Below are 20,961 nucleotides of genomic sequence, written 5' to 3' on the forward strand. Positions count from 1 at the left end.
TGTCCTTTGGGTGATGGGAACCGGCCGGTTCCCGATAGGCACAGACTAAGGCGCGCGACTGACAGTTTATGGCAGCAGCGTGCCGCTATTGCTCCGCAATGCCCTCGCTGAGGCGCCACTCTTTCAGCAGCCGCCGCCGGCCACGCGGATAGCGCTGTGCAAGCGGCGTGGCGGCCTGAATGCGATCGAGACGAAAATGGCGAAAGGCCTGACGCAGCTCGCACCAGGCGACCAACATCTGAAACTGATCGAAAAAACCCAGCGCAAAGGGCCACAGCAGGCGTTCGCTGCGCTGCCCCGCCAGATCGAGGTAGTCGATATGCAGTTTGCGCTCGCAGCGGATGGTGTCTCGGATCAGCACCCGCATCTCATCCGCCACCGGCGGCGCCTGAACCGGCGCGATAAGCAGCGTATTGGCCTCCAGCTCCTCCCGCAGCGCCGGCGGCAGCACCGCGGCGATCTTGGCCAGCGCCTGACCCGCCGCGCTCGCCAGTTGGCTGTCACCGCGGCGGCTGACCCAGCGCATCCCCAGCACCAGCGCTTCTGTCTCCGCCGGCGAGAACATCAGCGGCGGCAGCATAAAGCCGGGGCGCAGCACATAGCCGACGCCCGCCTCACCGGCGATTTCCGCCCCCTGCTGCTGCAGCGTGGCGATATCGCGGTACAGGGTGCGCATGCTGATGCCCAGCGTCTGCGCCAGCGCATGGCCCGCCACCGGATAACGGTGGTTGCGCAGCAGCTGCATCAGATCGAGTAAACGTTGTGCGCGCGACATATCACGGCTCCCTGCATAGCGCGGTTTGGACAAAATCGGCAAAGGCTCGCGCCTTGGCCGAGACGAAATGGCCGCCGGGGAACACCGCCCACAGCGCCAGCGGCGGCAGTTGCCAGTCCGCTAAAGCCGCAATCGCCGCCCCGCTTTGCAGCTCGCTGCGAAACAGGCCTTCGCTGGCGACGGTGGCGCCAAAGCCCGCCAGCACCAACTCGCGCACGCACTCCGCCGCGTTAACCCGCATGCGGCCCGGTAACCGCAGCGCGCGCTGCTCTTCTCCGCGGCTGAAGCGCCACTGCTCGCCGCCGCCACGGCGATGGTAAATCACCATCTCGTGCTGCAACAGATCTTCCGGCCGCTGCGGCATACCGGCAGCGGCAAAATAGCCGGGCGTGCCGATCACGCATTGCTTTACCTCACCCAGCTTGCGGGCGGTAAAACCGGAATCCTCCAACTCGCCAACACACAGGGCAATATCGATGCCTTCTTCAATCAGCGACAGATTGCCGTCATCCAGCAGCAGATCAACGTGCAACCGTGGATTGGCGCGCATAAACGCCGTCAAATCAGGCAAGGGAACGATGCGGGCGAACACCGCCGCCGAAGCGACCCGCAACCGGCCGCTCAGGGTCTCGCCGGCGCTCTGCACTAGCGCTTCCGTCTCCGCCAGCTCGTTCAGGATACGCCGGGTGCGTTGATACAGCTGCTGTCCCGCATCCGTCGGCTGCAGGCCGTGGGTCGAGCGCAGCATCAGGCGCGTGCCGAGCTGCTGTTCCAGCCGCGCCACCGCTTTTGAGACCGCCGGCTGCCCCACGTGCAGCCGCCGCGCCGCCGCGGTAAAGGAGCCGCTCTCGTAAACGCAGGCATAGGTTTCGTAATCGGCAAATTTACCCATGGCATTCCTTGTTGGAATAACGGTTACATTTATTGCAGTCTACACGCGCCATTTTGGAATGGGCAAGATAAGCGCTCCCCCTCATTCCCGTCAGGAGAACGCATGACACTGCAAGACAAACTCGATGCCTTCAAAGCGGCATTCGAGGCCGACCAACTGCCGTTCAAACTCGCGGCGCAAGATCACGCGCTGATGCGTGAGGCGATCCAGGCGCAGATCGCGTCGGGCGTGGCCGAACGCGCCCTGAAGGTCGGCGACGCCGCGCCCGGCTTTACACTGTCGGACAGCGAAAACCGACCATGCTCTTCCACGGCGCTGTTGGCAAAAGGGCCGCTGGTCGTCAGTTTCTATCGCGGGATCTGGTGCCCTTACTGTACGCTCGATCTGCAGGCGCTGCAGGCCGCATTGCCCGCCATCACGCAGTACGGCGCGCAGTTGTTGGCCGTCTCGCCGCAGAGCGCGGTGCATAACCGCCAGGCCGCGCGCGATCACGATCTCACCTTTCCGTTGCTCAGCGATGCAGGCAACCGTCTGGCGGCCCAGTTCGGCCTGCGTTACCGCCTGCCGGACGCGCTGATCGCCCTGTATCAACAGCGGCTCGGCCTCGATCTGGCGCAGTTCAACCAGGATGACAGCTGGACGCTGCCGCTGCCAGCGCGATTCGTCATCGCCCGCGATGGCCGTATTGTCTACGCCGAAGCGCACGCCGATTACACCCAGCGGCCGGAGCCGCAGGCGCTGTTATCGGTGCTAGAGATGTTGGCTTGAAAAGACGGGGCGCAACCGCGCCCCATTTAGGCATGACGTCATTATTTCTGCATGCTGCCGACCATCGCTTCCGGCCGCACCCACTCGTCGAACTGCGCTTCGGTCAGGTAGCCGAGCTTCAGCGCCGCGGCTTTCAGCGTCAGCCCTTCCTTGTGCGCTTTCTTGGCGATTTCCGCCGCCTTGTCATAACCGATATGGGTATTGAGCGCCGTCACCAGCATCAGCGATTCGTTCAGCAATTGGGAGATGCGATCGCGGTTCGGTTCGATGCCCACCGCGCAGTGCTCGTTAAAGCCCTGCATGCCGTCGGCCAGCAGGCGAATCGACTGCAGGTAGTTGTGGATCACCATCGGGCGGAACACGTTCAACTCGAAGTTGCCGGAAGCGCCGCCAATGTTCACCGCCACGTCGTTACCCAGCACCTGAGCGCACAGCATGGTCATCGCTTCGCACTGGGTCGGGTTGACCTTGCCCGGCATGATGGAGCTGCCCGGCTCGTTCTCCGGGATCGAAATCTCACCAATGCCGCAGCGCGGGCCGGACGCCAGCCAACGCACGTCGTTGGCGATCTTCATCAGCGAAGCCGCCAGCCCTTTCAGCGCGCCATGCCCTTGCACCAGCGCATCGCAAGTCGCCAGCGCTTCGAACTTGTTCGGCGCCGTGACGAACGGCTGATGGGTCAATTCCGCCAGCGCTTTAGCGACGCGCACCGCGTACTCCGGATGGGTGTTCAGGCCGGTGCCGACCGCCGTGCCGCCCAGCGCCAGCTCGGCAATGTGCGGGATACTGTCCTCGATGTGTTTCAGATTGTGCGCCAGCATCGCCGCCCAACCGGATATCTCTTGCCCCAGGGTCAGCGGCGTGGCGTCCTGCAGATGGGTGCGGCCGATTTTGACGATATCGCGGTAGGCTTCGGCCTTGTCGCTCAGCGTCTTGTGCAGCACTTTCAGCTCGGGGATCAGGTGTTCGCGCAGCGCAATCACCGCCGCCACGTGCATCGCGGTGGGAAACACATCGTTGGAGCTCTGGCTTTTATTGACGTCGTCGTTCGGGTGCACCTTGCGCTCTTCACCGCGCACGCCGCCCAGCAGCTCGCTGGCGCGGTTGGCCAACACTTCGTTCATGTTCATGTTGGTCTGGGTGCCGGAGCCGGTTTGCCAGATTGATAACGGGAACTGGTCGGCATGGCTGTCCGCCAGCACTTCGTCGGCGGCGTTGATAATGGCGGCGCCCCGTTCGGCCGGCAGCAGCCCCAGATCCACGTTCACCTGCGCGGCGGCGCGCTTGGTCAACGCCAGCGCGTGGATCAGCGCGGTCGGCATCTTTTCGGAGGAAATACGGAAATGCGCCAACGAACGCTGGGTTTGCGCGCCCCACAGCTTGTCGGCCGGTACTTCGATGGGGCCCATAGAGTCTTTTTCGATACGAACGCCTGCCATCACGATCTCCTTAGCATAATTCCTAAAATTGTAGGGTTAGGCCGACGCGCTCCCCCCCACGTCGGCATGCACTCCCAGTATAGTGACATAATAACTATTCGCATTAAGAGAGTTATCTCACAGCACGTTTCATCTCTTTTACCCATTAACGACGCGGTTATTTTCCGCCGGTTAACCCGCGGTGAAATAAACGGCCGGGAATGAGCCTGGAGAATAAAAATCTGGATAACCATTAACGCGGATGACGCGCATTAAAATTATTGATGCGCTGCGCCTGTAAATGATTGAGTTCATCGATCCGTTGCTGCTGCAGATGATTGATCTCGTCGTAGGCGTCCTGCCGTTCATGATGCCGATACGCCCCGGTCGCCGCCGCACCGGCGGTGAGTGCCAGCGGATACGCCACAGGCGCGATCGCGGCGGGAACCGTGACCGGGGCGGGTGTGACGACGATCGGCGCCGGCGCGATCACCACGGCGCGCGGCGCCGCGTAGGGATAGGCGACAATCACCGCCGCCTGGGCTGCGCCGGTGCAAAACCCCAACAGCAACAACAGTGTTTTCATGCAACAGACCTCTTGTTTCGTTAAATCGACGTGTTAGCCGTTACGGTAAAGGGGTCTGACGCCCAGGTTTAAGCTCAGCGTGTGATAGCCCGGTGCAGCGCGAGAATAATAATAAGGGAATGGCTCAGACGGTAAAAAATAAATTCAGCCGACATAGTTTGACATGCTGAAAAAATAAATAATGACGTTGAATGACCAGGCTAACGGCAATAATCCCCGTTGGGCCAAATAATAATCGATCGGCGGGTTTTCCGGGTCGCCTTGGGACCTGCGCGCCAATTGAGACGCCGATCGTTATCACGTTATACTATGGCCCCATTGCCGGGCGCGACGTTATCCGGCGTTTTTTTGATCGCGCCCATGATTTTTCCTGCCGACGCGGGCGTAGGATAGTCGTCGGCACAGATTTAGTTAACCGTATAAAATCAGTAGGTTATTGTCATCCAGTGCGACAATGACGTTAAGGACGTTTATCGACATGCAAAAAATGACCAACGCGGTACAGAATTACGCCTGGGGCAGCCACGATGCGCTGACCCGTCTTTACGGCATCGCCAACCCGGATAATCAGCCGATGGCCGAACTGTGGATGGGCGCCCATCCCAAGAGCCCTTCCCGCGTGCCGGGCGCCGACGGCGAACTGCGTTCGCTGCGCTTTCTTATCGATGAAGACCAGCCAAAACAGCTGGGCGCCGACGTCGCCAGCCGTTTTGGCGAGTTGCCGTTCCTGTTTAAAGTGCTGTGCGCCGATCAGCCGCTGTCGATCCAGGTTCACCCGAGTAAAGCGGCGGCCGAGATCGGCTTCGCGAAAGAGAATGCCGCCGGCATCCCGCTGAGCGCCGCCGAACGCAACTATAAAGATCCCAACCACAAGCCCGAGCTGGTGTTCGCCCTGACGCCGTTCCTGGCGATGAACGGCTTTCGCGAACTGGCCGATATCGTTTCCCTGCTGCAACCGATCGCGGGCGCGCACCACGACATCGCCGCCTTCCTGCAACAGCCGGACACCGCGCACCTCGCGACCCTGTTCGCCAGCCTGTTGACGATGAGTGGCGAACAAAAATCGCTGGCGCTCGGCGTGCTGAAAGCCGCGCTCAACAACCAGCAGGGGGAACCCTGGGATACCGTGCGCTTTATCGCCGGCTTCTATCCGGACGACAGCGGTCTGTTCTCACCGCTGCTGCTGAACGTGGTGCAGCTCGCGCCGGGCGAGGCGATGTTCCTGTATGCCGAAACGCCGCACGCCTACCTGAAAGGCGTGGCGCTGGAGGTGATGGCCAACTCGGATAACGTGCTGCGCGCGGGCCTGACGCCGAAATTCATCGACGTGCCCGAGCTGCTGGCCAACCTGCAGTTCCGCCCGCAACCGGCTTCCGGCCTGCTGACCCAACCGGAGCAACGCGGCAACGAGCTGTTCTTCCCGATCCCGGTGGAGGATTTCGCCTTCTCACTGCACGATTTGACCGCCGCACCACAGGCGCTGGCACAGCGAAGCGCAGCCATCGTGTTCTGCGTCGCCGGCGAAGCGACGCTGGAGAAATCCGGGCAACGCCTGACGCTCAAACCGGGCGAGTCCTGCTTTATCGGGGCGTTCGAATCCCCGGTCAACGTCAGCGGCAGCGGCCGCATCGCCCGGGTTTATAACCAGCTGGCCTAACCGTTGATAAATTTCAGCAAATTGCTTGCTGAAAGCGAGAGCTACCCCCACAATTAAACGCCTGCGGGCGTTTTTTGTCGGCCCCTATTTGCCCCTCCCATGCAACGGAGGGTGATAAGAAAAAAAGGATGAAACAGAGCTATGAAAAAATCGTTAGTCGCTGTCAGCGTCATTGTCGTTCTTGGCGCAGCATGGACCGGGGCATCCTGGTACACCGGGAAACAGATCGAGCAGCACATGGGCGAAGTCGTCGACAACGCCAACGGCCAACTGAAAGCCTACCTGCCGAAAGCCGGCGTCAAGCTGAGCTATGAAAATTACCAGCGCGGCCTGTTCAGCAGTAAAGTGCGTTATGTGCTGCGTTCCGACGGCACGGATACCAGTGAAAATGCGGCGCTGAAAGCCGGTGAAGAAGTGGCGTTCCTGGAAACCATCGATCACGGTCCGTTCCCGTTCGCGCAGCTGAAAAAATTCAACCTGCTGCCGAGCATGGCGTCGGTGCATACCGAGCTGGAAAACACCCCGGCGGTGAAAGGCCTGTTTGAAACCACCAAAGGCAAATCGCTGTTTACCGCCGATTCGCGCATCTCGTACAGCGGCGATACCGCGTCCACCATCGACTTTATCCCACTGGACTACCAGAAGGATAAATCTTCGCTGAAATTCAGCGGCGCCACCATTGACGCCGATGTGTCCCGCGATCTGAAAAAATTCGCGCTGGACGCCAATAGCGACACTATCGTGTTCGCCAGCCCGAACGAATTCGGCCAAAACGAGCAGATCACCTTCCAGGGCTTCAACCTTAAAGGCAACAGCAACGAAAGCAAGTTCGGCGTGAAGCTCGGCGATCAGACGATGACGCTGAAGCAGTTCAAACTGACGATCGACGGTAAAGATACCGTGGCGTTGGACGGTTTCAATCTGGTGAGCAAATTTGGCGAGCAAGGCAGCAGCAATATCGGCGGCCAGATCGACTACACCATGGACGCGCTCAAGGTGCAGGGCAACGACTTCGGCGCCGGTAAACTGACGCTGAAAATCGACAACGTCGACGGCAAGGCGCTGAAAGACGTCTCCGACAGCTACAACCGCCAAACCATGGCGCTGCTGCAGCAGGGCGAGAACCTGGATCCGGACGTCTACGAACAGCAGACCTCCGAGATGCTGCAAAAGAACCTGCCGCTGCTGCTGAAAGGCAACCCAAGCCTCAGCATCGCCCCGCTGAGCTGGAAAAACAGCAAGGGTGAGAGCGTCTTCACGCTGGATCTGGCGATGACCGATCCGAGCAAGGCAGCTTCCCCGGCACAATCGCCGGATCAGCTGATCGCTCAGGCGGTTAAAAAGCTGGATATCAACCTGACCATTCCGGAAGCGATGGCTACCGAAGTGACCGCGAAGACCGCCTTGTTGCAGGGCTATAATGCGGAAGACGCGCAGAAACTGGCGCAGCAGCAAGTGCAGGGCCTGGCGGCCATGGGGCAGATGTTCAAGCTGACCACCCAGAAAGACGGCGTGATCGCGAGCCAGTTCCACTATGCCGACAACCAGGTTGACCTGAACGGCAACAAAATGTCGCTGCAGGAGTTCATCGGCCAGTTCGCCATGCTGGGCGCCCCGGCGGAAGACGCTGAACCGGCTCAGGAAGCGGAACCCGCTCCGGCACCGGCGCAGTAATCGCCTGAAAACCTGACAAGGGCCCCCTGCGGGGCCTTTTTTATTTACGCCGCATAAACCGCATCGCGGATCTGCTGCGGGTAGCGGCCGCACATGCCTTCAAACGCGGTGTTGGTCAGTATCACCACGCTCAGCTGCGCCTGTGGATCAAAGAACCAGCTGTGGCCGTAAACGCCGCCCCAGGTCAGCGTGCCGGCGTGCTGCGGCGTCTGCGCGGCGTCTGGATCCACCAGCAGCGCGCCGCCAAAGCCGAAGCCCCAGCCCGGCCCTTGCGTTTGCGCCTGCGCGCCGACGTGCGGACTGCGCAGCAACGCCACCGTATCCGGCTGCAAAATGCCCTGCCCGCCGCTGCGCAGCGCCTCCACCAGCCGCAGCACGTCGTCGGCATCACCGACCATGCCCGCGCCGCCGGAGGGATAAGCCCCGGCGTTAAGCGCGCGCTCGGGTGAAAACAGCACCTCGCCCCCCGCCATCTCCTCCGGCAGCGCCACCCGCAGGCCTTCATACATGCGCAGTGGCCCTTGCGGGGTGTTGTAATACGGCGTCGCCAGGTTCGCGGCGTCCGTCGCATGGAATGCGGTGTTGCCAAGCCCCAGCGGCTGCGCCACCCATTCGACAAACAGTTGCGGCAGCGACATGCCCGTCACCCGCTCCAGCACCGCGCCAAGCACATCGATCGCCAGCGAATAATTGAAGCGCTCCCCCGGCGCCGACAGCAACGGCGCCTGCGCCAACAGCCGCAGGTTTTGCTCCAGCGTCAGCGTCGACAGCTCCACGCCGTCCTGGATCCCCAACTGATGGTAAACGCCCGCCGGCGGTTGGTTCAGCCGATAGTCCAGCCCGGCGGTATGGCTCAGCAAATGACGGATCTTGATCGTCGGGCGCCGGCCGTCCGCCAGTGCCGGGGTAAACCACGGCAGCCAGTCGCTGACCGCATCGTCCAGGCTCAGCTTGCCTTGCTCAATCAAACGCAACGCCGCCAGCGTGGTATAGGGTTTGGAAACCGACGACAGCCGAAACTGCGTTTCCCGCCGCATCGGTTGCCGCGCTTCGCGATCGGCATAGCCGGCCGCCCCGGCGTAGCAAATTTCGCCCCGCCGCGCCACCAGCACCACGCTGCCGACGATGCGCCCTTCGGCCATCGCCTGTTGATCGATCGCCGCGATCCGTTCTGTTAACGCCTGTTGTATTGCCGACATGATTTTAATCTCTCTGAGGGAAAGTAAAACCAGTCTAAAACGTTCTTCATAAATTAAAATAAGGCATAATTTAATGAATCATTAAGCAGAGGTTATTGATAGATGAGTTCACTCCTGCAACTGCTGCCCTATTTCGAAGCCGTGGCACGCCTGGGCAACTTTACCCGCGCGGCCAGCCAACTGGGCGTCACGCCGCCGGCGGTGTCGCAAAACATTCAGGCGCTGGAGAATCAGCTGGGAGTGCGGTTATTTCACCGCACCAGCCGCTCGGTGCGCCTCAGCGACGAAGGCCGGTTGTTCTATCAGAAGGTGTCGCCGGCCATGGGCCAGATCGATGTGGCGGCGGACGATGTGCGCGCCCTGGGCGCACAGCCGGCAGGCCTGCTGCGCATTACGCTGCCGCAGTTGGCCGCTTCGCTGCTGGTAATGCCACATCTGGCGGCGTTTCAGCGGCGCTATCCCGAGGTTCAGCTGGAGCTGTTTACCGAAGACCGCTTTTCCGATCTGGTGCTGGGCAGTTTCGATGCCGGCATTCGCATGCACGCCATGCTGCAAAAGGACATGATCGCCGTGCCGATCGATAACGGCCAGCGCCGGGTGCTGGTCGCTTCGCCTGACTATCTGGCGCGCTGCGGCGCACCGGCCACGCCGGACGATCTGCTCGCGCACCATTGCCTGCGCTACCGTTTTCCCGGCAGCGGCAAACTGGAACCCTGGTATTTCAGCCTGGGCGACGATGAACGCGCGCTGGACGTCAGCGGCAGTTTGATTTTTAACGAAGACAGGCTGATCAAGGATGCGGCGTTGGCGGGGCTGGGTATCGCACAGCGTTTTCAGGGCACGGTGTTGCAGGAGCTGGCCCAGGGGCAACTGGTGGAAGTGCTGCCGGGTTACGCCAGCGAAGCATCGGGATTTTTCATCTACTTCCCCGCCGGCAGACATCTGCCGCTCAAACTGCGCGCCTTTATCGATTTCATGCGCGAGCAACGTGAACGGCAGCATCGGTGGTAGGGGCGCCCCGCCGGCGCCCCTGATTGTCAGCGCTTCTCCAGCGCCTGGATGATGCGATAAGTCGCCTCGACCCGATCGTCGTTCGGGAACCATTTGTTGGCCAGCATCACCACGGCGATATTCTTCGCCGGGATGAACACCGCGTAGGTGGAGAAACCGCCGGTAGAGCCGGTTTTGTTATACCAGCCGGCGCGCAATTCCGGCTGCGGCGGCGTGATGGCGGTAGCCGGCGTGCCATTCATGATCATCCCGGCGTTGTTGCCCTCGATCAAACGCGACAGTTTCACCGGATACGGGTAGTTCTCCCACATCAGATCCTGCGTGAACGCGCCCGCCTTATAATAGCCGACGTGCGTCCCGGCCAGCGCGTCGCGCCATGGCTGTGCGACCTTCACCTGCTGCAGGTTGGCGTCCAGATAGCGAATCAGATCGCGAGCGTTGGACTTGATGCCGTAAGACTCGGCGTCCAGCGGGCCGGGATTGACCCGCACCGGCTTATCGTCCTTGTTGTAACCCTGCGCATAGTTGGCCATCTGCGCCGCCGGCACCTGAACGTAGGTGTGGCTCATGCCCAACGCCGGCAACATCCCCTGTTCCATCGCCTGGATAAACGGCTGGTCGAGGCTTTTGGCGGCGATCATGCCCAGCATGCCGATACCGAGATTGGAATAGACGCGGTAGCTGCCCGCCGGGTGTTTCGGCTGCCAGGCCCGGTAGTAGGCCATCAGTTGGGCGTTGTCGGTCACGTCGTCCGGCACGAACAGCGGCAGGCCGGAGGTATGCGTCGCCAGATTCAGCAGGCTGACGCCGTCGAAGGCGCTGCCGCGCAGCTCGGGCAGATAGCGGCTGGCCGGATCGTTGAACGACAGCTTACCCTGCTGCTGCGCATAGACCGCCAGCGTCGCGGTGAAGGTTTTGCTCAGCGAGCCCACTTCGAACAGCGTCTGCTCGGTGATCGGTTTGCCGGTCTGCTTCGAGGCCACGCCATACGGGTAAATCTGCTGTTTGCCGTCAACCGACACGGCGATCGCCATGCCCGGCACGCCATATTTTTTCATCAGCGGCTGAATAACGGCGTCGATATCCTGCTGCTGTGCGGCCTGTGCGGTCGGCAGGATCAGCGCGGCGATCAACGCGGCCGCCAGGCGGTTCATTTTCGTCATGATAGAAGCTCTCAGGTTGCAGGGCATCGGCCGCGGCCAAAAGTTTTTATTGGCGTTATGCACGGCGCTTTCCCTGGTTGATGATGTCATTCCTTTACGGCTGCCGCGACGCTCTCAGCAGCCGCGCCAAATATCGGATTTTGCCGCCGGGTTGACAAGCGATAATAATTTCAGCCAGCATAAAGAAAAACTTATGGCTATCGACGATGCGCAATCGACTTCCCCTCAATGCCCTGCGGGCGTTCGAATCCTCCGCCCGCCACCTGAACTTCACCCGCGCCGGCCTGGAGCTGCGCGTCACCCAGGCCGCCGTCAGCCAGCAGGTACGCATGCTGGAAGAACAGCTGGGCATTCAGCTGTTCCGCCGCCTGCCGCGCGGCCTGGATCTGACCGAAGAAGGCCAGGCGCTGCTGCCGGTGTTGAACGACGCCTTCGACCGCATCGAGGCGGTGCTGCAGCAGTTCGAAGGCGGGCATTTCCACGAGGTGCTGACGGTGGCGGTGGTCGGCACCTTCGCCGTCGGCTGGCTGATGCCGAGGCTGGCGGCGTTCCGCACGGCGCACCCGTTTATCGATCTACGGGTGCTGACCCACAACAACCTGGTCAATCTGTCGGCCGACGGCATGGATTTCGCCATCCGCTTCGGCGAAGGCCTCTGGCCCGCCACCTGCAATATCAAGCTGTTCGACGCGCCGCTGACGGTGCTCTGCCCGCCGGCGGTCGCCGCGCGCCTGCGCACGCCGCAGGATCTGCAGCACGAGCAGCTGATGCGCACCTACCGCAAGGATGAATGGGAGCGCTGGTTCACGGCTGCGCAGGTGACGCCGTGGCGGATCAACGGCCCGGTGTTCGACTCGTCAAGACTGATGGTGGAAGGCGCGATCCAGTGCGACGGTGTGGCGCTGGCGCCGGTCAGCATGTTCCGCCGCGAACTGGCCGCCGGCGTGCTGCAGCGGCCGTTCGCCGCCGAGGCCGCGCTTGGCGCCTATTGGCTGACCCATTTGAAGTCGCGGGACCTGACGCCGGCGATGAAAACCTTTATCGGCTGGATCCGCCGGGAGGCGGAAGAGGAACTGCGGCGGGATTAGGCGGAGCCGCGCCGGATCAGCGTCGGCGGCAGAATGACGTTCTGCGCCGGCAGGTCGGCGTCACCGATGCGCTGCAGCAGGCGCGCGGCGGCGCTGCGCCCCACTTCCCGCGCCGAGCTGGAGACGAAGGTCAGCGGCGGCTCGGTCAGCTCGGCCTCCGGCACGTCGCCGAAGCCGATCAGCGCCACCTGCCGCCCGTAGTAAGCGTCAACCCCATCCGAGCCGATGCTGCGGCCGCTGCGCGTCAGGCCAAAATAGGCGCCAAGCGCCACCGAAGCCTTGTGGCAAACGACAGCGGTAATGTTCGGATAGTGGCGCAGCAGCTGTTCCGCCGCTTGCGCCGCCTCACGCTGCCGGCAATCGCACTCGACGATCCATTCGCTGCGAAACGGCAGGCCGTACTGCACCAGCGTGGCGCAAAAGCCGCCCAACCGCTCGGCACGCGTCAATGAGTCGCTCTGGCCGCCAAGGTAGGCGATTTGGCTGTGGCCGCGTTTGATCAAAAATTCGGTGGCCAGTTTGGCGGCCTGCATGTTGTCCGGCCGCACCACGTCCACCCCATCAAGACCGCTGGAGCGCGCCACGCAGACCAGCGGTACGCCCTGCTCGGCCGCCTTCTCCTTCAACCCAGCCGCCGCGCGAATGCCGCCGGCCAGCACGATACCGTCGACGCCCTGCGCCAGCAGCGCGTCAAACGCCCGCTGCAAGCCCTGACCGTCGCGCCCGCTCTGGGTTAAAAACAGCAGTTTATCGTGCGCCTCCAGCGCTTCGCTCAGCCCGGCGGTCATTTCGGCATAGAAGGGTTCGCAAATGTCGCGCAGAACGAGGCCGATCACCCCAGATTCACCGCCGCGCAGCGTCGCCGCCTGACGATTGCGCACGTAGCCCAGCTGCTCTATCGCCTGATTGACCTTCTCGACGGTGGTCGGCGAAATCCGCCCCTTGCCGCTCAACACCAGGGAAACCGTGGTGACCGACACGCCCGCCTGCTGCGCCACATCGGTGATGGTGATTTTTTTGATGCTCATAGTCTCTGCGAACCCGTTCCTGGGCAACCCGCGCCGTAATGATCAAGGGTATACCGAATCCGTTAACTCAGTAAAACGTTTTACTGCCAGCCGCATTGTCGCCAAAAACCGGGCGGCAGATTTGTGATTGGTGGCGCATTTTTGCTAGGTAAAACGTTTTATCTTCTTTTTACCTAATCAGCAGTCCCCTTTTTGCTCGTCTTTTCGCCAGGAGAAGTCGGTTATGTCAGCAGCCAACAAACCCAAAATCACCCTCTGGGAGTTCTTCCAGAGCCTGGGCAAAACGTTCATGTTGCCCGTCGCCTTGCTCTCTTTCTGCGGCATCATGCTGGGGATCGGCAGCTCGCTGAGCAGCCGCGACGTGATCACCCTGATGCCGTTTATCGGCCACCCGATCTTCCAGCTGATCTTCACCTGGATGAGCAAGGTAGGCTCCTTCGCCTTCAGCTTCCTGCCGGTGATGTTCGCCATCGCCATTCCGCTGGGCATGGCGCGCGAAAACAAAGGCGTCGCCGCGTTCTCCGGTTTCGTCGGCTTCGCCGTGCTGAATCTGGGCACCAACTTCTACCTGACCGCCGCCGGCGTGCTGCCCACCAGCGATCCGCTGGTGCTGAAAGCCAACAATATCCAGAACATCCTCGGCATTCAGTCGATCGATACCGGCATCCTCGGCGCGGTGATCGTCGGCATCATCGTCTATCGCCTGCATGAACGCTTCCACACCATCCGCCTGCCGGACGCGCTGGCGTTTTTCGGCGGCACGCGCTTCGTGCCAATCGTCACCACCGTGGTGCTGGGCCTGTGCGGCCTGGTGATCCCACTGATCTGGCCGTGGTTCGCCGCCGGCATCACCGGGCTGGGCTGGGTGATCAACAGCGCCGGCGCCTTTGGCCCGATGCTGTTCGGCACCGGCGAACGCTTGCTGCTGCCGTTCGGCCTGCAGCACATTCTGGTGGCGCTGATCCGCTTTACCGAGGCGGGCGGTACGATGGAGGTGTGCGGCCACAGCGTCAGCGGCGCCCTGACCATCTTCCAGGCGCAGCTCTCCTGCCCGACCACCACCGGCTTCGCCGAGAGCGCCACCCGCTTCCTGTCACAGGGTAAAATGCCGGCGTTCCTCGGCGGCCTGCCGGGCGCGGCGCTGGCGATGTACCACTGCGCTAAACCGGAGAATCGTCACAAAATCAAAGGGCTGTTGATTTCCGGCGTGGTGGCCTGCGTGGTCGGCGGCACCACCGAACCGATCGAATTTTTGTTCCTGTTCGTCGCGCCGTTCCTGTATCTGATCCACGCGCTGCTCACCGGGTTGGGCTTTACCGTGATGGCGCTGCTGGGCGTGACCATCGGCAACACCGACGGCAACATCATCGACTTCGTGGTGTTCGGCATTCTGCACGGCACCGCCACCAAGTGGTATCTGGTGCCGGTGGTGGCCGCCGTCTGGTTCGTCGGCTATTACGCCATTTTCCGCTTCGCCATCCAGCGCTTTAACATCAAAACGCCGGGCCGTGAGAGCGACAGCGCCATCAGCCAAAGCGCGCCGAGCGGCGCGGTGGGCAAATCCGGCTACAACGTGCCGGCGATTCTGGCGGCCCTCGGCGGCCCGGGCAACGTTATCACGCTGGACAACTGCATCACCCGCCTGCGCCTGTCGGTCAACGACATGAGCCGGGTGGACGACGCGGCGCTGAAGGCCAACCGCGCCATCGGCGTAGTGCATCTCAACGACCATAATCTGCAGGTGGTGATCGGCCCGCAGGTGCAATCGGTGAAAGATGAATTAGACTCACTGATAGCCACGGCGCAACCTGCCGCGGCGCTGCAGGGAGCCACCCATGTTTGATTTCTCCACCCCGATCGACCGCCACGGCACCTGGTGCACCCAGTGGGACTATATCGCCGATCGTTTCGGCAGCGACGACCTGCTGCCGTTCACCATCTCCGATATGGATTTCGCCACCGCACCGTGCATTCTCGAGGCGTTGCAGCAACGCCTGCAGCACGGCGTGCTGGGCTACAGCCGCTGGCAGCACGAGGATTTTCTCGGCGCGCTGCGCCACTGGTATCAGCAACGTTTCAACGTCGCCATCGACACCGCAACGGCGGTGTACGGCCCCTCCGTTATCTACATGGCGGCGCAGCTGATCCGCCAATGGTCCGTACCGGGCGACTATGTGGTGACCCATACCCCGGCCTACGACGCCTTCTACAAGGTGATCCTCGCCAACCAACGCCAGCTGTTGGCCTGCCCGCTGCACAAGGCCGGCGACGACTGGCGCTGCGACATGGCGCACCTTGAGGCGTTGCTGGCGCGGCCGCAAACCAAGATCCTGCTGCTGTGCAGCCCGCATAATCCCACCGGCAAAGTGTGGCGCCGCGACGAGTTGCAGCAGATGGCCGACCTGTGCGAGCGCCACGACGTGCGCGTCATCAGCGACGAAATCCACATGGATATGGCATGGGGGGAACACCACCATACGCCGTGGAGCCAGGTGGCGACCGGCGCCTGGGCCTTGCTGACCTCCGGCTCCAAGAGTTTCAATATCCCGGCGCTGACCGGCGCCTACGGCTTTATCAGCGATGACGCCAGCCGCGAAGCCTACTTCCAGCAGCTCAAATCCCGCGACGGCCTCTCCTCGCCGGCGGTGCTGGCGGTGGCGGCGCACGTGGCTGCCTATCGCCACGGCGAACCCTGGCTGGACGCCCTGCGCGACTATCTGCAGGATAATCTGAGCTACGTCGCCGAACGGCTGGAGCAGGCGTTTCCCGCGCTGGGCTGGCGCCCGCCGCAGGCCACCTACCTGGCCTGGATCGATCTGCGGCCGCTGTCCGTAGACGATCGGGCGCTGCAGCAGGCGCTGATCGAGCGCGAAAAGGTGGCGATCATGCCGGGCTTTACCTACGGCGAGGAAGGCCGCGGGTTCCTGCGTCTCAACGTCGGCTGCCCGCGCGGCAAGCTGGAGGCCGGAATGGACAAGCTGATCGCCGGGTTGAGGATGGTGCTGGGCGAGCAATAACGCGAGGGGGCGAGCCTCTGCCCGCCCCTCGGTTACGCCTGAACAGACGGAATTTCCTCCAGATGACGATAGACCGTCAATCCCCATTCGTTAGCCAACCGCACGTCGTTATCGGCTCCCGCAGATGCCCCTTCGATGCGATACACCGCCTGACACTGCGCAATCAGCCGATGGGCCACCGGGTAAAGAAACGCCTCGCTCACCGCATCGCCAACCTGAGTGGAGCCTGCCGCCGCCGCCAAAGGCAGCGCCAGCCATTCGCCGATCACCGGCACGTGTCCCCGCAGGTAAACCGCCAGCGCCGCCTGTTCCAGGCGCGCCAGATTGGCGGCGATACGCTGCGGATCGCCATCGGTGCCGCTGCGATAGGAGCCGGCGATCAGGATTTGTTGTGCTTTCATCGTTCTTCCTCCAACGTCCGGTTCAAGGCGACAAACTGCAGCAGCATGATGGTCTTGGCGTCAACGATCGCGCCCTGACGAATCGCCTGCAGGGCCTGCGCCAGCGGCAGCTCGATCACCTCCAGATCCTCGCCCTCCGCCGCCACTCCGCCGCCCTCGTTGACGCGATCGCCCGCCTGATATTCACCGATGAAAAAGTGCAGCTTCTCGGTGACCGAACCTGGGCTCATGTACGCCTCGAACACTTTCTCCACGTTCTGCACGAAATAGCCGGTTTCCTCTTCCGCTTCGGCTCTGATGCGCGCCTCCGGCGACGCGTTGTCCAGCAGCCCGGCGGCGGCCTCAATCAGCATGCCGTCATGACCGTTGACGAACACCGGAAAGCGGAACTGGCGCGTCAGGATCACCGTCTGCGCCTGCCGGTTGAACAGCAAAATCACCGCGCCGTCACCGCGATCGTAAGTCTCACGGCTTTGCCGCTGCCAGACGCCGTCGCGCCGCAGAAAATCAAAGGTGGTTTTTTTCAGCAGGTACCAGTCATCGGACAACACCCGGGTTTCGACAATGCGAACCCTGTCTTTGGTGGCTATCATCGGTTTACTCCGCCAGAGGAAGGAAATTGATACTATCGTGCAGTTTCGTGTATGATCAAGATATTTCGTGCAAAACAAGTTTGAGGGAAAAATGGCCATGTTGACCAGCCAGCGCAAGAAAATCATCCTGGAGAAACTGGCTCAGGACGGCCAGGTGTTGGCCAAGCAGCTCAGCGAGCTGTTCGGGCTGTCGGAAGACACTGTCCGGCGCGATCTGCGCGAACTGGACGCCGAGGGGTTGCTGCAGCGGGTGCACGGCGGCGCCCTGCCGGTTTCATCCGCCATCGCCAGCTTCGCCGAACGCAATCAGTTGGAATCCGGCGCCAAACGCGCGATCGCCAAAGCGGCGGCGGCGCTGATCGCCCCCGGCCAGGTGGTGATCATCGACGGCGGCACCACCTCCGCCGAGCTGGTCAGGCAGCTGCCGCTCAGCCTGAACGCCACCATCGTCACCCACAGCCCCAGCGTCGCCGTGGGCCTGGCCGATCATCCCACGGTGGAGGTGATCCTGATCGGCGGCCGGTTGTACAAGCATTCGATCGTCAGCGTCGGCGCCGCCGCGGTGGAAGCGATGTCGCATATTCGCGCCGATATCTATTTTATGGGCGTGACCGGCGTGCACCCCACTGCGGGGCTGAGCACCGGCGATCTGGAAGAGGCCTACATCAAGCGCGCGCTGGCGGCCCGCGCGGCGGAAACCGTGGTGCTGGCTTCCGCCGCCAAGCTTAACGCCGCCTCGCAGTATGCGATCGGCGATATTACGCTGGCGCATACCATCATCGTTGAACGCGCCACCGACGACGCATTGATCGCGCCGTTGCAGCAGGCGGGCGTCAGCGTGTTGAAAGCCTGATTCACGACGATAATGCGATACTCCTCGCATTATTTGTGATGCAAGTCACTTTTTTATGCAACGAGATGGCAAGTTTCATTCATTTGTTTTTATACTGTTCTGCACTTTACCTACGATACTTAGCGAGTGCCCAGCATGATCGATCCCCGCCTACCGCTTACCGACATTCACCGCCATCTCGACGGCAACATCCGCGCGCAGACCATTCTCGACCTCGGTCGCCAGTTCAACCTCACCCTGCCGGCCAACGATTTGGAGAGCCTGCGCCCGCACGTGCAGATCACCCACGCCGAACCGGATCTGGTCAGCTTCCTGCAGAAACTGGACTGGGGCGTAGCGGTGCTGGGCGATCTGGACGCCTGCCGCCGGGTGGCCTACGAAAACGTCGAGGACGCCGCCAACGCCGGCCTGCACTACGCCGAGCTGCGTTTTTCCCCTTACTACATGGCGATGAAGCATCAGCTGCCGGTCGCTGGCGTGGTGGAAGCGGTGATCGACGGGATCCGCTCGGGCTGCCGCGATCGCGATATCGACATTCGCCTGATCGGCATCATGAGCCGCACCTTTGGCGAGGCCGCCTGTTTGCAGGAGCTGGAAGGGTTGCTGGCGCACCGCGACGGCATTACCGCACTGGATTTGGCGGGCGATGAGCTGGGCTTCCCCGGCAGCCTGTTCCTCAGTCACTTCAACCGTGCGCGCGACGCCGGCCTGCGCATCACCGTGCACGCGGGCGAAGCCGCCGGCCCGGAAAGCATCTGGCAGGCGATCCGCGAGCTGGGCGCCGAACGTATCGGCCACGGGGTGAAAGCGGTCGAAGATCCGGCGCTGATGGACTTCCTGGCGGAACACGGCATCGGCATCGAGTCCTGCCTGACCTCCAACATCCAAACCAGCACCGTGCCGTCGCTGGCGCAGCATCCGCTGGCCACCTTCCTGCGCCACGGCGTGCTGGCGTCGATCAACACCGACGATCCGGCGGTTCAGGGCATCGAGATCGAGCATGAATACCGCGTCGCCGCGCCGCAGGCCGGGCTGACGCCGGAAGAAATCCGCACCGCGCAGGAAAACGGCCTGAAGCTGGCTTTCCTCAGCGAGCAGGAAAAACAGGCGCTGCGCGCCAAAGTTCAGGGCTAATCTCCCCAGGCGCCAAACGGCGCCTTCTTCTCATCCCCCGTTTTCTTCCGCCTGTTCGTCTTTATCGCTGTTTTCACCCCATCACTCTGTTGCAAGAAAGGAATTCCGCATGTCTGACAAACTACGCCGTATCGTGCTGACCGGCGGCCCGGGTTCGGGCAAAAGCACGCTCATCGACGTTCTTCATCGCCGCGGTTACCCGCATTCCCAGGAGGCGGGCCGGGCGATTATTCAGGATCAGGTGAGTATTGGCGGCAATGCGCTGCCGTGGGGCGATCGCCAGGCTTTCGCCGAGCGGATGCTCGATTGGGAACTGCGTTCATGGCGCGAAGCGACGGGCGCAACATGCTGGTTCTTCGATCGCGGCCTGCCGGATATCGCCGGTTACCTGACGCTGTGCGGATTATCGATCCCCGCCCCCTTAACGGCGGCGATCGACGCCTTTCGCTATGCCGATACGGTGTTCATCGCCCCGCCGTGGCGAGCGATTTATGCGCAGGACAGCGAGAGAAAACAGTCTTTCGCCGAAGCCGAGCAAACCTATCGGGCGATGGTGGCCATCTATCGCCGTCATGGCTATCGGCTGCAAGAGCTGCCGCGCGCCTCACCCGATGAGCGCGCCGACTTTCTGCTCGACGCGCTGGGCCACCGTTAGCGGCCTGCGGCCTATTTGGCCGCCAGCGCCTCCGCCTCGGCCCGCTGTTTGGCGGTTTTACGCGCATAGCGCTGCGCCAGCACCGCGCACACCATCAGTTGCACCTGGTGGAAAATCATCAGCGGCAGCACCATGGCGCCCACCGCCGCGGCCGGGAACAGCACGTTGGCCATAGGAATGCCGTTCGCCAGGCTCTTTTTCGAACCGCAGAAGACGATGGTGATTTCATCGGCGGTGTTGAAGCCCAGCCAGCGCGCCGCGTAGGTGTTGATCACCAGCACCACCGTCAGCAGCACCAGCGACATCACCAGGATGGTCAGCAGCGACCAGCCGTCGATACGGTGCCAAATCCCTTCCACCACCGCCGCACTGAACGCGGTATACACCACCAGCAGGATCGACGAACGGTCGGTCAGGTTAATCAGTTTGCGATGGCGGTCGATCCACTTGCCGATCAGCGGCCGCGCCAGATGGCCGATCACGAACGGCACCATCAGTTGCAGAATGATTGAGCCAATGGCGTGCAGCACGTCGGTATTGCCGCCCTGGGTATGCATCAACGCCCCCACCAGCAGCGGCGACAGGAACACGCCAAGAATGCTGGACGCCGAGGCGCTGCAGATCGCCGCCGCCACATTGCCGCCCGCCGCCGAGGTAAAAGCGATGGCCGACTGCACCGTGGCCGGCAGCGCGCACAGATAGAGGAAGCCGAGATAGACCGTCGGCGTCATGATGCCCGGCACCAGCAGGTTCATCGCCAGCCCGAGCAGCGGGAACAGCGCAAAGGTGCTGAGGAACACCAGCAGATGCAGCTTCCAGTGGCTCATGCCGGCGACGATCGCCTCGCGCGACAGCTTGGCGCCGTGCATAAAGAACAGCAGCGCGATGGCGGCGGTGGTCAGGTGTTCAAAGAAGGTTTTCCAGATGCCTTCGCAGGGGAACAGCGAGGCGACGATCACCACCAAAATCAGAACCAGCAAAAATTTATCAATGCGCAAACGCTGCAACCAGGACATGAAACGAATTTCCTTGCACGTAAAGTCGTAAAA

20 protein-coding genes are annotated in these 20,961 nt (G+C 62.1%); 10 read left to right on the top strand and 10 right to left on the bottom strand.

Annotated features, from left to right (window positions below; all coding sequences use genetic code 11):
- Nucleotides 1-85: 85 nt before the first annotated feature.
- Together AC2CGQ_RS08045 and AC2CGQ_RS08050 are read right to left on the bottom strand one after the other, a co-directional pair.
- A complete protein-coding gene (locus AC2CGQ_RS08045) occupies nucleotides 86-775 on the bottom strand; it encodes a helix-turn-helix transcriptional regulator (RefSeq protein WP_015377773.1) in 690 nt (229 codons plus the stop codon).
- Between the two features lies 1 nt (nucleotide 776).
- Entirely contained in the window at nucleotides 777-1,667 is an 891-nt protein-coding gene (locus tag AC2CGQ_RS08050) for a LysR family transcriptional regulator (RefSeq protein ID WP_015377772.1), read from the bottom strand.
- A 102-nt stretch (nucleotides 1,668-1,769) separates the two neighbouring features.
- Here AC2CGQ_RS08050 and AC2CGQ_RS08055 point away from each other — a divergent pair, with 102 nt between their 5' ends.
- Nucleotides 1,770-2,435, top strand: a complete 666-nt coding sequence (locus AC2CGQ_RS08055) for a peroxiredoxin-like family protein (RefSeq protein WP_160125439.1) — start codon at nucleotides 1,770-1,772, stop codon at nucleotides 2,433-2,435.
- A 41-nt stretch (nucleotides 2,436-2,476) separates the two neighbouring features.
- On the opposite strand, the gene fumC is transcribed toward AC2CGQ_RS08055, so the two are convergent.
- Nucleotides 2,477-3,874: a class II fumarate hydratase gene (gene fumC / locus AC2CGQ_RS08060; protein WP_004938497.1), complete on the bottom strand. Its 1,398-nt coding sequence runs from the start codon at nucleotides 3,872-3,874 to the stop codon at nucleotides 2,477-2,479.
- Nucleotides 3,875-4,106: 232 nt separating this feature from the next.
- Nucleotides 4,107-4,439, bottom strand: coding sequence for a hypothetical protein (locus tag AC2CGQ_RS08065; RefSeq protein WP_021505432.1), 333 nt, complete (start codon nucleotides 4,437-4,439; stop codon nucleotides 4,107-4,109).
- A 478-nt stretch (nucleotides 4,440-4,917) separates the two neighbouring features.
- Here AC2CGQ_RS08065 and manA point away from each other — a divergent pair, with 478 nt between their 5' ends.
- Nucleotides 4,918-6,096, top strand: a complete 1,179-nt coding sequence (manA, locus tag AC2CGQ_RS08070) for a mannose-6-phosphate isomerase (protein ID WP_015377769.1) — start codon at nucleotides 4,918-4,920, stop codon at nucleotides 6,094-6,096.
- Between the two features lie 141 nt (nucleotides 6,097-6,237).
- Nucleotides 6,238-7,770: a YdgA family protein gene (locus tag AC2CGQ_RS08075; protein WP_484593563.1), complete on the top strand. Its 1,533-nt coding sequence runs from the start codon at nucleotides 6,238-6,240 to the stop codon at nucleotides 7,768-7,770.
- Between the two features lie 44 nt (nucleotides 7,771-7,814).
- Here AC2CGQ_RS08075 and AC2CGQ_RS08080 read toward each other — a convergent pair whose 3' ends face one another.
- Entirely contained in the window at nucleotides 7,815-8,969 is a 1,155-nt protein-coding gene (locus tag AC2CGQ_RS08080; protein WP_484593564.1) for a serine hydrolase domain-containing protein, read from the bottom strand.
- Between the two features lie 102 nt (nucleotides 8,970-9,071).
- On the opposite strand from AC2CGQ_RS08080, the gene AC2CGQ_RS08085 reads away from it, so the two are divergent.
- Nucleotides 9,072-9,980: a LysR family transcriptional regulator gene (locus AC2CGQ_RS08085; protein ID WP_021505436.1), complete on the top strand. Its 909-nt coding sequence runs from the start codon at nucleotides 9,072-9,074 to the stop codon at nucleotides 9,978-9,980.
- A 26-nt stretch (nucleotides 9,981-10,006) separates the two neighbouring features.
- On the opposite strand, the gene blaSRT is transcribed toward AC2CGQ_RS08085, so the two are convergent.
- Entirely contained in the window at nucleotides 10,007-11,143 is a 1,137-nt protein-coding gene (blaSRT, locus tag AC2CGQ_RS08090; protein ID WP_031300463.1) for an SRT/SST family class C beta-lactamase, read from the bottom strand.
- A 206-nt stretch (nucleotides 11,144-11,349) separates the two neighbouring features.
- Between blaSRT and AC2CGQ_RS08095 the strand changes: the two genes are divergently transcribed.
- Nucleotides 11,350-12,231, top strand: a complete 882-nt coding sequence (locus AC2CGQ_RS08095; protein WP_021505437.1) for a LysR family transcriptional regulator — start codon at nucleotides 11,350-11,352, stop codon at nucleotides 12,229-12,231.
- Here the strand turns inward: AC2CGQ_RS08095 and AC2CGQ_RS08100 are convergent.
- On the bottom strand, nucleotides 12,228-13,259 hold the full coding sequence (locus tag AC2CGQ_RS08100) for a Mal regulon transcriptional regulator MalI (RefSeq protein ID WP_015377763.1): 1,032 nt from the start codon (nucleotides 13,257-13,259) through the stop codon (nucleotides 12,228-12,230). The two genes, AC2CGQ_RS08095 and AC2CGQ_RS08100, sit on opposite strands and share 4 nt — an antisense overlap.
- A gap of 223 nt (nucleotides 13,260-13,482) precedes the next feature.
- On the opposite strand from AC2CGQ_RS08100, the gene malX reads away from it, so the two are divergent.
- Both malX and AC2CGQ_RS08110 read left to right on the top strand, forming a co-directional pair.
- Nucleotides 13,483-15,102 carry a maltose/glucose-specific PTS transporter subunit IIBC gene (gene malX, locus AC2CGQ_RS08105; RefSeq protein ID WP_076740262.1) on the top strand — a complete coding sequence of 540 codons (1,620 nt, stop codon included), beginning with the start codon at nucleotides 13,483-13,485 and terminating at the stop codon, nucleotides 15,100-15,102.
- Complete coding sequence (locus AC2CGQ_RS08110) at nucleotides 15,095-16,276, top strand: MalY/PatB family protein (protein WP_103085590.1); 1,182 nt, start codon at nucleotides 15,095-15,097, stop codon at nucleotides 16,274-16,276. The genes malX and AC2CGQ_RS08110 overlap by 8 nt, the downstream gene beginning before the upstream one ends.
- 32 nt (nucleotides 16,277-16,308) lie before the next feature.
- Here the strand turns inward: AC2CGQ_RS08110 and AC2CGQ_RS08115 are convergent, their stop codons facing one another.
- A complete protein-coding gene (locus AC2CGQ_RS08115) occupies nucleotides 16,309-16,677 on the bottom strand; it encodes an NUDIX hydrolase (RefSeq protein ID WP_103085591.1) in 369 nt (122 codons plus the stop codon).
- Nucleotides 16,674-17,270, bottom strand: coding sequence for an NUDIX hydrolase (locus AC2CGQ_RS08120; RefSeq protein ID WP_076740264.1), 597 nt, complete (start codon nucleotides 17,268-17,270; stop codon nucleotides 16,674-16,676). Before AC2CGQ_RS08120 ends, AC2CGQ_RS08115 begins: the two co-directional genes overlap by 4 nt.
- Before the next feature lie 97 nt (nucleotides 17,271-17,367).
- Here AC2CGQ_RS08120 and AC2CGQ_RS08125 point away from each other — a divergent pair, with 97 nt between their 5' ends.
- From AC2CGQ_RS08125 to AC2CGQ_RS08135, 3 genes are all read left to right on the top strand, one after another.
- Nucleotides 17,368-18,123: a DeoR/GlpR family DNA-binding transcription regulator gene (locus AC2CGQ_RS08125; protein WP_049241210.1), complete on the top strand. Its 756-nt coding sequence runs from the start codon at nucleotides 17,368-17,370 to the stop codon at nucleotides 18,121-18,123.
- 135 nt (nucleotides 18,124-18,258) lie between these two features.
- The gene (gene add, locus AC2CGQ_RS08130; RefSeq protein WP_075685791.1) at nucleotides 18,259-19,257 is read left to right on the top strand and encodes an adenosine deaminase; all 999 of its coding nucleotides are present in this window, start codon (nucleotides 18,259-18,261) and stop codon (nucleotides 19,255-19,257) included.
- Nucleotides 19,258-19,366: 109 nt separating this feature from the next.
- Nucleotides 19,367-19,912, top strand: coding sequence for an AAA family ATPase (locus tag AC2CGQ_RS08135; RefSeq protein ID WP_103085592.1), 546 nt, complete (start codon nucleotides 19,367-19,369; stop codon nucleotides 19,910-19,912).
- Nucleotides 19,913-19,923: 11 nt separating this feature from the next.
- On the opposite strand, the gene AC2CGQ_RS08140 is transcribed toward AC2CGQ_RS08135, so the two are convergent.
- The gene (locus AC2CGQ_RS08140; protein WP_004938453.1) at nucleotides 19,924-20,928 is read right to left on the bottom strand and encodes a bile acid:sodium symporter family protein; all 1,005 of its coding nucleotides are present in this window, start codon (nucleotides 20,926-20,928) and stop codon (nucleotides 19,924-19,926) included.
- Nucleotides 20,929-20,961: the final 33 nt, after the last annotated feature.

This window comes from Serratia sp. DFXYC6, from assembly GCF_057196085.1.